The organism is Pseudovibrio sp. POLY-S9, from assembly GCF_001431305.1.
Taxonomy (GTDB): Bacteria; Pseudomonadota; Alphaproteobacteria; order Rhizobiales; family Stappiaceae; genus Pseudovibrio.
This window is the reverse complement of sequence record NZ_LCWX01000071.1, coordinates 141,081-149,161: the sequence shown is the minus strand read 5'-3', so window position 1 is coordinate 149,161 and position 8,081 is coordinate 141,081. Positions and strand designations below refer to the sequence as shown.

The window sequence follows — 8,081 nt, the reverse complement described above, 5'->3', positions numbered from 1 at the left end:
TTTCTATCTTGATGTGGCGTCCTATGGTGATGAAGGCACCGGCCAGTACGGCTTGTCTGCTGTGGAAGGCGACAAAGCTTATTATGACGGTAATATGGGTGCTGGTGCCTTGCTTCGCCCAGGCCTCTCATGGAGTGGACCGGGTACAGCTGCGACAGTGACTTATGGCTTCCGTGAGAACAACAACGGGGTTGAAGACACGTTTGCGCATGTCACTGATGAGCAGATTGCAGCTATTGAGAAGGTGCTGGCCTCCTACTCAGAAATTGCCAATATCTCGTTTGATCGGGTGAACCCGGACGGATACACCGACGATGCGACCATGCTGTTTTCCAACTACAACTCCACCACGGATGGTGCTGGTGCCTATGCATACTATCCAGGTTCGCCGGACGCTGGTGAAAATGAAGGCGACGTTTGGCTGAACACGAACAGTGTCTCAACCGATGAGTTGCCAACCGGCTCTTACAGCCACTTTGCTGTTATGCACGAGATCGGCCATGCTGTGGGGTTGGCGCATCCGGGAGACTACAACGCTGGTCCGGGTGTTCGCATTACTTATGATGAGCATGCTCAGTTCCGTCAGGATACTCAGCAGTATTCTGTGATGAGCTATTTTGATGAGAGCAACGCCGATTCCAACCTCAGCTACGGTGGCTTCCCGGACACGCTCATGCCGCTGGATGTTCTGGCGCTTCAACAGCTTTACGGGGTGAATATGACCACCCGTGCGGATGACACGGTCTACGGCTACAACTCCAATGCTGGTGGCGCCTATGATTTTTCCCAGGGTATGCCCAGCGCGGTGACCATTTGGGATGCCGGTGGCAATGACACCATCGACATGTCAGGTGCTGGTAAAGTCAACCAGATGATCAGCCTCATTGATGGCTCCTTCTCCGATGTGGGTGGTGGCCTGAGTAATCTGGCGATTGCTTACAACGCCGTTATCGAGAACGCGATTGGCAGTGGCGGCGATGACACCATCATCGGCAATGCGGCTGGCAATACTCTAGTTGGCAAAGCTGGCAATGACACGCTGCTCGGCAACGGTGGCAAGGACAAGCTGATTGGCGGAAACGGTCACGATACCCTGCGTGGTGGCTCTGGCAATGATGTGCTGAAAGGCGGTGCCGGGGACGATACTCTGGATGGAGGCTCTGGTGCGGACAAGTTGATTGCAGGTGCTGGTGACGACACGCTCACAGGCGGTTCAGGCGCTGACAACTTCTGCTTCTTCAATCTGGGAGGTGATGACACCATCAACGACTTTGAACTTGGCAGTGATCTCATCATGATCAAGAGCCGCATGGCAGAGTTTGCCAACCTCACCATCTTTGACGATGGCGGAGATACCGTGATTACCTTTGGAACAAACTCCATTTCTCTGGTGAATGTGGATGCTGCACTCCTTGGCGAAAGCGACTTTGCTTTCGTGTAGTCAGCAGAAACTGGTCAGTGCCCTATCAACCCAGGGCACTGACTCAGGTTTTAAGAGGTCGCCTCAGCCATTGCCGGTTCCAAATGCTCTGCGCCAAGCATTGCCTTAAACTGCTGAAGAGCATCAGTGGCGAGCCCGGCGGCTTCAAGAACAGCTGCTGCAAAGGATACCGGGGCCGTTCCAGGAGCGGAAATCACGCCACGATCCGAGATGGTAGATGCACTTGACTGGTAGTGTTCAGCACCTTTGTAGTTTTTCGCATTTTGCTGCAGGAATTCTGCGTTGTTTGATGTGTGTCTCGCTTCATTCAGCAGACCTGCTCTGGCAAGAGCCAATGTGCCACCGCAAATTCCAGCAACAGCACCACCGCGCTCGTGGTGAGCCCTGAGCAGATCTGCGATATCCGGAGCCTGTTCAGTTTCCCAGATTGTTCCCCCAACAACGACAATAACACTTGGTTCAAACGTCCTGATCTCATCCAGCTTACGCGAGACAATCGCAGCTAGCCCGCCTTGCGATTTCACTTCACCGACCTGAGGGGTGAAGAACTCAACCTGCATGCCGAAAAATGGGCCGCCAGTGCCAGCAATCAATGCGTATTCCCAATCGGCAAAGCCTTGGGTGAGGATCACTGCAATCTTCGTCATTTCAAATATCCTTTTGAACAATCATCCGGGTTGATCGCCATCGCTTACAATAGATTCTGTTCACTATATGTTCCAGAGGCAGGATTGGCTATCCCTTTCTTATGAGAACGACAAAACAGATGCTCTTGCTTCCATACAGGCAGATTTCTTTGATCTGAACTACCACATCAAATCCCAGGGATTTAGGTCTTGGCTGAGATGTGTTGCCCTGTGAGTTCAAGTTGAGTTGGGGAGGCATAAATGGGGCAATGGAAACTTCCTGTTCAGACTGCGATTGCAGCACTGATGATGGGGTGTGCCACGTTTGTTGCCTTTGCAATTGATGGCAAGCCGCCACAGCATTATCCAGAGCTGGTCGGGCAATGGGTGGTGATCAAGAAAGATGCTGTTTACTGGCATCGGGATATCCAAAGTCAGGAGAACGGACCTTCTCATTTGCGGATAGGTGAGCAAACAGGACCCGTGCTGGAGGGAGTTTTCTTCTGGCAGGTCAGTCCCGGGTCCGGGCGAGATCATGATGGGCGGTCCGAGGTCTCAAAATCCAAAGAGCCTGTGATTGGGATGATCGGTTGGGATGGGGCTTCCATCACACTTGTTGAGCACCCTGACACAGGCACTATGCAGGGGCGCATGATAAACTCTGACACAATGGAGCTGGTGCACTATGAGGCCGGACCGTATGCAACGATCTCGCGATATTTGCTCGTGCGACCTTAATTACTCCAGCCATGTTTTGAACTTCAACTTCATGCTCATCAAAGCGCAATCAGGTTTGAGATCACCCAGGTGTTCATCAGGTCAATGAAGAAGCCGCAGGTGAGTGGCACAATGAGGAATGCTTTAGGCGATGCACCAAACTGACGGGTGACGGAGGTCATATTCAACACGGCTGTAGCGGTGGAACCGAGCGCTATCCCGCCAAAGCCTGCTGCGATAACAGCTGCATCATAATCCTTGCCCATGGAGGTGAAGACGATAAAGAGGGCATAGCTAATGGCAAGTGCGATTTGCAGGGACATCACCAGTGCGACGAAGCCCATAAACTGCCAAACCACCAGCAGGTCCATGGTCATCAGCGCGATGCTGAGGAAGATACCGAGGCTGATGTCTGAGATCATCGCCATGCCTTTTTCGCGGCCAACATTGTCGTAGTTGCGAAACAGCAGGCGGCCCACGTTGTTTATGATGATGCCTGCGACAAGAATTGGCACGAATACCGGAATAACGACGCCAGCTTCCTGCAGGCCAAGATACATCATGTAGCCGATGAAAATTGCCATATTGATGAAGAAGACTGCCCCCAGAACATCGTAGTAGTGCAGATTCAGCTTACCATCGTCCTTGAAATTCTGCCCGACAGCTTCGTCTGTGCTGAGGGATCCTGCCAGTTTATGCCGTTTCATGAGGTACTGAGCAATTGGTCCGCCGATAATACACGCAGACACGATGCCCACAGTGTTACAGGCAATACCGATCTCCTGCGCATTTGCGACGCCAAGTTCTGAAGCAAAAATTGGTGCCCATGCAAGCGTTGTCCCTACCCCGCCGGATAGCGAGACTGACCCGGCGATGATGCCTGTGTGTACTGGATAGCCATAGACGCTGGCCGCCCCCATGCCGACAAAATTCTGAACACCAAGAAACACCGAGGAAATGATGATGAGAATGACAAGTGGTTTGCCACCTGAAAGAAGGTCACTCACCTTTGCACGAAGGCCAATTGCCGCAAAGAAATAAATCAGAAAGAAATCAATCGGTTCTGTCGAGAATTTAAGTTTCACACCCCACCAGACCGTCAGCACAGTAACAAGAATGGCGCACAGCAATCCGCCAGCCAGAGGGTCAGGGATCGTCAGTTTGCGAAGGGCTACACTTTTTCGAACGAGCTCTCGTCCGACAAACAAAACAAGGATTGCAATTGTGATTGTCGTAAATGGATCAATCTCAATTAGCTCAGGTTGCGCACCTTCCATACGGGCCTCACTGTTCACCAGCCTTGGTTCTATCAGCATGACCTCACTTGCCGTTTAAAAGTGATCTGCGTATTTTAATCGGGGTGATCCATTTTATTTACTCTGATGCGGCAACAAAACCTTATGTATTGCGTAGATTTTCGAAAATTTCTTGTGTAAGGAAGACCTTCAATTTCAATATTACAGCGGCTCAACTGTCCCCATGACTAAACTAGACAATGAAGCACTTGCTGACGCATATAACCAGGCTCTTGATCTGGAAAAAGCAGGCAAGTTTGACGAGGCTGCTGAAGCCTACAAAGCAGTTCTGGAGTTAGATCCGGAAGATCATGGTGGCGTGGCCGTTCGCCTGGCAAGTATGGGCAAAGGAAATGCGCCGCTCAAAGCGCCGGATGCTTATGTGAGCACGCTGTTTGATCAGCATGCCGAAGTGTTCGACATGGTTCTAGTGGATCAGCTTGGCTATTCTGTTCCGCTGATGGTGCGTGACAAGATTGAAAAGCTGGAACTTAGCTCCTTCAAACGTTTACTGGACCTTGGTTGCGGGACTGGCCTTTCCGGCGAAGCCCTGAATAATCTGGTGCCCCATAAAACCGGCGTGGACATTGCCGAGGGGATGGTTGAAGTTGCGGATGAGAAGGAAATCTACGACGACCTTTACGTGGGTGAAGTGGTTGAATTTCTCAAGGTTGAGGAAGAAGAGCGCTGGGACCTCATCGTCGCGACTGATGTGCTGCCCTACATGGGCGAACTGGAAGAGTTTTTCGCCGGTGTAGCGGACAATATTGAAGCCAATGGTGTCTTTGCATTTTCCTCTGAGACACTTCCTGCAGAGGAGTTAGGCGAGCAGAACTTCATGGTGGGCAAGTACCATCGGTTTGCACATGCTGAGAGCTATGTTCGGAACTTGCTGGTGAGCAGTGGCTTTACCATTCTTGATCTTTCGCCAATCACCGTTCGCTTTGAACAGGGTGAGCCAGTTCCGGGTCATCTGGTTATTGCGGCCTACAAGAAGAGCTAAGGGCGTAAAAATAACTAGATAAAGTCAGGTGACTATTAATTGTTAAAATTGTATTAATGTCGCGAATGACTTAGATTTCCCCCTAGGAAATAAGCGTGTAGTTCTATAACTTGCACAACCGTAGATACGTCCGTCACATACGCGGAGCAACATGGGTGCCCATGACCAGTCTTAATATCAATGGCAGATCAATTGATGCCAAGCTTGGTGAAACACTTCTAGAAGTCGCTGAGCGTGGTGGACTAGCTTTGCAGTGTGACTGCGGGAATAGCACTTGTGAAAGCACGCGCGTTACTGTGATTTCCGGTGAGGTGGAAGCCAATGGCTCTCGGCTGAAAAGTACCGTTCTTGCTTGTAAGGCAACGGTTGCTGGCGATGCTGAGCTGAAGCTGCCCGCATCCTCTGAATTGCAGTCGCTTAAGGGGCATGTATCTGCAGTGCGGAAGGTTTCGGATGACCTTTTCGAGTTGCGCCTGAGCTTTACCAAGCCGATTTCATGGCGTCCGGGCCAGTATTACCATGTTGAGTTTCGTGGTCAGGAACGGGTGAACCTGTTTGCCAGTTTTGCTCTGGATGCCGGGACTGAGTTCAATACGCTGATCTTCCTCATAGAACGGGCCAACACCCCTGATCTCTTCGCAATGCTTGCGAAGAAGGGCGATGTGAAGGGGCGGGTTGGCATCACCGGTCCTTATGGCTCTTCCTTCCTTGGGCATGATGACGAGCCGCTGATTATGGTTGCCGGACCGAACAGCCTACCTCCGATCTGGGCGATGGCTTTGAGTTCCGCCATGGGGCAGCCGCGCCGTGAGAAAGTGCTCATTCTGGATCAGTCGCTGAAGCAAGACCAGTTTCAGCAGGTGTTTAACTGGCTAAACCGCCGCGGCATACAGCCAACCTTTGCCGACTTGCAAGGTGATGGCGCAGCTGAAACTCTGCAGGCACTGCTGCCAGATTTGACCGAGTTTGACATGGCTTATATGGCTGGTTCACGCGATTTCATTGCCGGCCTAGAGCATGTTTTCATAGATGCGCAAGCCACTTACGGACGCATTCCAAACTTTCAACCGTGGGATGATGCAGTCGAGCAAGTTGATGGTTCCGCCGCGATGGAACCTGCTGAGTGACGATTTAGCCTGCGGCTTTCTTGGTCAGTTTTGAGTTGTTGACCTGCGCTTCCAGCGTGACGCCGCGTGCTTCTTCCAGCATCCAGAAGAGCGCCTGATTGGGAGGTGCAGGCTTGCCAAAGTAATAGCCCTGCGCTTCAGAACATCCCATTGCCGTCAATTGCTCTGCGATCTCTTTGCTTTCAACGCCCTCTGCTGTTGTTGTGATGCCGAGGCTGTTTGCAAGATCGATGACGGAGTTCACGATGAAGCGGGAATCATCATCTTCAGTCATACTCATCACGAAAGACCTATCAACTTTGATCCTGTCAAAGGGGAAGCGGCGAAGTGTACTCAGTGAAGAGTAGCCTGTTCCGAAGTCATCCATGGAGATCTTAACGCCGATTTGTTGCAGCTTCGCCAGAGTCTGACGTACGCGCAGATGATCTGCCAGTAACACAGTTTCTGTCACTTCCAGTTCAAGCCGTCCGGGGTCCAGACCCGTACGAGCCAGCACATCATCAACAACGGGTAGTAGCTGCTCGCAGTAAATTTGACGTGGTGACAGGTTGACCGCCAAGTTCACCCGCTTGGGCCAACCGACAGCCAGAGAGCAGGCTTCATCCAGTACCCATGCCCCGATTTCCAGAATCAGACCTGTTTCTTCTGCCAGGGGAATAAACTCGAATGGTGAGATGAAACCGTAGCGTGGGTGGTTCCAGCGCAGTAGTGCTTCAAACCCCGAGATTTCGCCGGTTGCCAAGATGACCTGTGGCTGGAAATAAACCTCCAGCTCCCGATTTGCAGTGGCTTTGTAGAGATCGGTGATCAGGGTCTGACGCTGCTTGATTTTGGCAGCCATATCATCTTCGAAGAAGCGGAAGGTGTTTCGACCGTCATTTTTGGCCTGATACAAGGCAAGGTCGGCAAAGCGGATAAGCTCATCCACGTTTTGATATTCCTTGCTGAATGTCGCGATACCGACACTCGCGGCGACCACGATTTCATGTCCTTCGAGGAAACATGGAGAAGCGATGACTTTCAGTACTTCTTTGGCAAGCTGTTCCAGATCTTCACGAGAAGCAGGCAATTTAGACAAGATCGCAAACTCATCACCGCCGAGACGGGCGACCATCTCTTTGTTAGCCACCTTTTCTCGCAGGATTTTTGCGACATGGCACAAGAGCTTATCGCCAACTGCATGACCCAATGAATCATTGATGGTCTTGAACTCATCAAGGTCCAACCACAAAATGCCGAAGTGCTCATCTTGTGCCAGAGCAGCTTGTTTCATCTCTTGCAAGCGCTCATTCATCAGCAAACGATTGGGCAGTTTGGTCAAGGCATCGTGCGTTGCGAGATAGCTCAGGTGATCACTGATGCGCTGCCTGTCGGTGATGTCTTCGAAGATCGCAACCCAGCCGCCGCCATCTTGCGGTTCCAGCGTCATCAAGATGACCTGCTCACTTTGCAAAGTGAGTGTAAATGTGCTGCGAACGGTACTCGGCCAGTGTTGTTGTGCGACGGAGTTTTCGCCATCATCCTGCAAAAACTCCTGGGCCAGAGGCATACATTGGACCATTTCATCCCATGTCATGCCAATTTTACCTTCGCCTTGTTCACAAGCGAAGATGTCATCAAAGCGCTGATTGAACACAATCAATCTTTTCTGTGTATCGAACATACACAACCCATGGGACATATTGTTCAATGCAGCGTCGAATAACGTATTCTGCTTCACCAATTCCTGTTCTTTTTTGCGCAATTCCTTGTTCTTGCGCTGGATATTGAGGCGCAAACTGTCACGCTCCCGAGCGGAGGCCTGGAGCACTTTAACAGCGCGGGCGATCTCACCGACTTCATCCATCCTTCTGGTGCCCTCTACCCGCACAT

General features: G+C 51.4%; 7 protein-coding genes. 4 read left to right on the top strand and 3 right to left on the bottom strand.

Going from position 1 to position 8,081, the window contains the following annotated elements; all coding sequences use genetic code 11:
* The coding region (locus tag PPL9_RS05360) for a M10 family metallopeptidase C-terminal domain-containing protein (protein WP_057461721.1) at positions 1 to 1,441 on the top strand (1,441 nt) is incomplete at its 5' end.
* Between the two features lie 50 nt (positions 1,442 to 1,491).
* Here the strand turns inward: PPL9_RS05360 and PPL9_RS05355 are convergent.
* Positions 1,492 to 2,088 carry a DJ-1/PfpI family protein gene (locus PPL9_RS05355; RefSeq protein WP_057461720.1) on the bottom strand — a complete coding sequence of 199 codons (597 nt, stop codon included), beginning with the start codon at positions 2,086 to 2,088 and terminating at the stop codon, positions 1,492 to 1,494.
* Positions 2,089 to 2,328: 240 nt separating this feature from the next.
* On the opposite strand from PPL9_RS05355, the gene PPL9_RS05350 reads away from it, so the two are divergent.
* Positions 2,329 to 2,805: a hypothetical protein gene (locus tag PPL9_RS05350; protein WP_057461719.1), complete on the top strand. Its 477-nt coding sequence runs from the start codon at positions 2,329 to 2,331 to the stop codon at positions 2,803 to 2,805.
* A 38-nt stretch (positions 2,806 to 2,843) separates the two neighbouring features.
* Here the strand turns inward: PPL9_RS05350 and gltS are convergent, their stop codons facing one another.
* A complete protein-coding gene (gltS, locus tag PPL9_RS05345; RefSeq protein ID WP_057461718.1) occupies positions 2,844 to 4,061 on the bottom strand; it encodes a sodium/glutamate symporter in 1,218 nt (405 codons plus the stop codon).
* 202 nt (positions 4,062 to 4,263) lie between these two features.
* Between gltS and PPL9_RS05340 the strand changes: the two genes are divergently transcribed.
* Both PPL9_RS05340 and PPL9_RS05335 read left to right on the top strand, forming a co-directional pair.
* Positions 4,264 to 5,082, top strand: a complete 819-nt coding sequence (locus tag PPL9_RS05340; protein WP_057461717.1) for a methyltransferase — start codon at positions 4,264 to 4,266, stop codon at positions 5,080 to 5,082.
* A gap of 161 nt (positions 5,083 to 5,243) precedes the next feature.
* A complete protein-coding gene (locus PPL9_RS05335) occupies positions 5,244 to 6,209 on the top strand; it encodes a 2Fe-2S iron-sulfur cluster-binding protein (protein ID WP_057461716.1) in 966 nt (321 codons plus the stop codon).
* A 4-nt stretch (positions 6,210 to 6,213) separates the two neighbouring features.
* On the opposite strand, the gene PPL9_RS33065 is transcribed toward PPL9_RS05335, so the two are convergent.
* A partial coding sequence (locus tag PPL9_RS33065) for an EAL domain-containing protein (RefSeq protein WP_208989184.1) occupies positions 6,214 to 8,081 on the bottom strand: 1,868 nt, incomplete at its 5' end.

Bases quoted from the DNA above. Each gene is read 5' to 3' on its own strand.
- PPL9_RS05355 (WP_057461720.1), bottom strand. From the start codon at position 2,088: ATGACGAAGATTGCAGTGATCCTCACCCAAGGCTTTGCCGATTGGGAA.
- PPL9_RS05350 (WP_057461719.1), top strand. From the start codon at position 2,329: ATGGGGCAATGGAAACTTCCTGTTCAGACTGCGATTGCAGCACTGATG.
- gltS (WP_057461718.1), bottom strand. From the start codon at position 4,061: ATGGAAGGTGCGCAACCTGAGCTAATTGAGATTGATCCATTTACGACA.
- PPL9_RS05340 (WP_057461717.1), top strand. From the start codon at position 4,264: ATGACTAAACTAGACAATGAAGCACTTGCTGACGCATATAACCAGGCT.
- PPL9_RS05335 (WP_057461716.1), top strand. From the start codon at position 5,244: ATGACCAGTCTTAATATCAATGGCAGATCAATTGATGCCAAGCTTGGT.